The organism is Amnimonas aquatica, from assembly GCF_002943415.1.
In the GTDB taxonomy this organism is placed as follows: domain Bacteria; phylum Pseudomonadota; class Gammaproteobacteria; order Pseudomonadales; family Moraxellaceae; genus Perlucidibaca; species Perlucidibaca aquatica_A.
This window is the reverse complement of record NZ_PTQZ01000240.1, coordinates 1-2,489: the sequence shown is the minus strand read 5'-3', so window position 1 is coordinate 2,489 and position 2,489 is coordinate 1. Positions and strand designations below refer to the sequence as shown.

Genomic DNA, 2,489 nt, shown 5'->3' with positions numbered 1-2,489 from the left:
GAGCTGGCGCTGTACCGGCAGGATGGCATCACCCTGCACCTGGGCGTGCCGGTCACCGGCCTGGACCGCGCGCGCCGCGAGGTGGTCACCAGTGCCGGCCGCCATGGCTATGACAAGCTGGTGCTGGCGACCGGGTCGTATCCCTTCGTGCCGCCCATCGCGGGCGCCGAGGGCGACGCCTGTCTGGTCTACCGCACGCTGGATGACCTCGATGCCATCCGCGCCGCCGCCGGCAATGCCCGTCGCGGCGTGGTGGTCGGCGGCGGTCTGCTCGGGCTGGAGGCCGCCAACGCGCTGAAGTCGCTGGGCCTGGAGGCGCATGTGGTGGAGTTCGCGCCACGGCTGATGCCGGTGCAGCTCGACGACGCCGGCGGCGCGGCGCTGAAGGCGCGCATCGAGGCGCTGGGCGTGGGCGTGCACCTGTCGCGCGCGACGCAGAACATCACCGCCGGCAGCGAGTACCGCTACCGCATGAATTTCGCCGGCGCCGCCGGTGCTGAAAGCGAGTTCCTGGAGACCGACCTGATCGTGTTCTCCGCCGGCATCCGCCCGCAGGATGCGCTGGCGCGCGACGCCGGCCTGGCGCTGGGCCCGCGCGGCGGGGTGGCGATCGACTCGCAGTGCCTGACCAGCGACCCGGACATCCACGCCATCGGCGAGTGCGCGGCCTGGAACGGCGGCATCTTCGGCCTGGTGGCGCCGGGCTACCGCATGGCACGCGGTGTCGCCATGCAGCTCTGCGGCGAGGAGGCCGAGCCTTTCACTGGCGCCGACATGTCGACCAAGCTCAAGCTGCTGGGCGTGGATGTCGGTTCCATCGGCGATGCCCACGGCGCCCAGACGGGCGCGCGCAGCTACCGCTACATCGACGAGGCCACGTCGAGCTACCGCCGCCTGGTGGTCTCGGCCGATGGCAAGACCGCGCTCGGCGCGGTGCTGGTGGGCGACAACAGCTACTACGACACCCTGCTGCAGTACGTGCAGAACGGCATCGCGCTGCCGGCCGATCCGGCCGCGCTCATCCTGCCGGCGGGCGAGGCGGCGCCGGCGCTGGGCGTCGACGCGCTGCCGGCGGCGGCGACCATCTGCTCCTGCCACAACGTCAGCAAGGGCGCGATCTGCGAGGCCATCGACGGCGGCTGCAGCGACCTCGCCGGCATCAAGGCCTGCACCAGGGCGGCGACCGGTTGCGGCGGCTGCGCGGCACTGCTCAAGCAGGTCTTCGAGCACGAGCTGACGGCGCGCGGCGTGACCGTGGACAAGAGCCTGTGCGAACACTTCGCGCACACCCGCCAGGAGCTCTACCACTTCGTGCGCGTGGAGGGCATCGAGACCTTCGAGGAACTGCTGGCGCGGCACGGCAGGCGGCCGGGCGGGAGCGGCGCTCAGGCGCACGGGGTCGGCTGCGACATCTGCAAGCCGGCGGTGGGCTCGATCCTGGCCTCGTGCTGGAACCGGCCGATCATGGAGCCGTCGCTGGTGCCCCTGCAGGACACCAACGACACCTTCATGGCCAACATGCAGAAGAACGGCACCTATTCGGTGGTGCCGCGCATTCCCGGCGGCGAGATCACCCCGGAAGGGCTGATCGCCATCGGCCAGGTGGCGCAGAAGTACGACCTCTACACCAAGATCACCGGCGGCCAGCGCATCGACCTGTTCGGTGCCGAGCTGCATGAGCTGCCGGACATCTGGGGCGAGCTGATCGCCGCCGGCTTCGAGACCGGCCATGCCTACGGCAAGTCCACGCGCACGGTGAAGAGCTGCGTCGGCAGCACCTGGTGCCGCTACGGCGTGCAGGACAGCGTCGCCATGGCGCTGCGCATCGAGCACCGCTACAAGGGCCTGCGTTCGCCGCACAAGCTCAAGTTCGCGGTCAGCGGCTGCACCCGCGAGTGCGCCGAGGCGCAGAGCAAGGATGTCGGCGTGATCGCCACCGACAAGGGCTGGAACCTCTACGTCGCCGGCAATGGCGGCATGCGCCCGCGCCACGCCGAGCTGTTCGCCACCGACCTCGACGACGAGACCCTGATCCGCACCATCGACCGCTTCCTGATGTTCTACATCCGTACCGCCGACAAGCTGCAGCGCACCTCGGTGTGGCGCGAGTCGCTGGAGGGCGGCCTGGACTACCTGAAGGCGGTGGTGCTCGACGACAGCCTGGGCCTCGGCGCCGAGCTGGAAGCGCAGATGCAGCTGGTGGTCGACCGCTACGAGTGCGAGTGGGCCAACGCCATCGGCGATCCCGAGAAACTCAGGCGCTTCCGCACCTTCGTCAACGAGCGCGGCGGCGACCCGGACATCCGTTTTGTGCGCGAGCGCGGCCAGCGCCGGCCGGCGCGCAGTCATGAACTCAAGCTGATTCCCGTGAAAGAGGAGGTGGTGTGATGAGCCTTTCCCTGATGCCCGGCGGCGCCGATGCCGCCACTGCCATGGCCGCCGGTGCTGCTGCCGGTGCCGCCGGCTGGCGGCCGTTGTGCGCGCTCGCC

General features: G+C 70.5%; 1 protein-coding gene. It reads left to right on the top strand.

Going from position 1 to position 2,489, the window contains the following annotated elements:
- On the top strand, nt 1–2,388 hold a 2,388-nt coding region (gene nirB / locus C5O18_RS08505; RefSeq protein ID WP_105193132.1), incomplete at its 5' end, for a nitrite reductase large subunit NirB.
- Nucleotides 2,389–2,489: the final 101 nt, after the last annotated feature.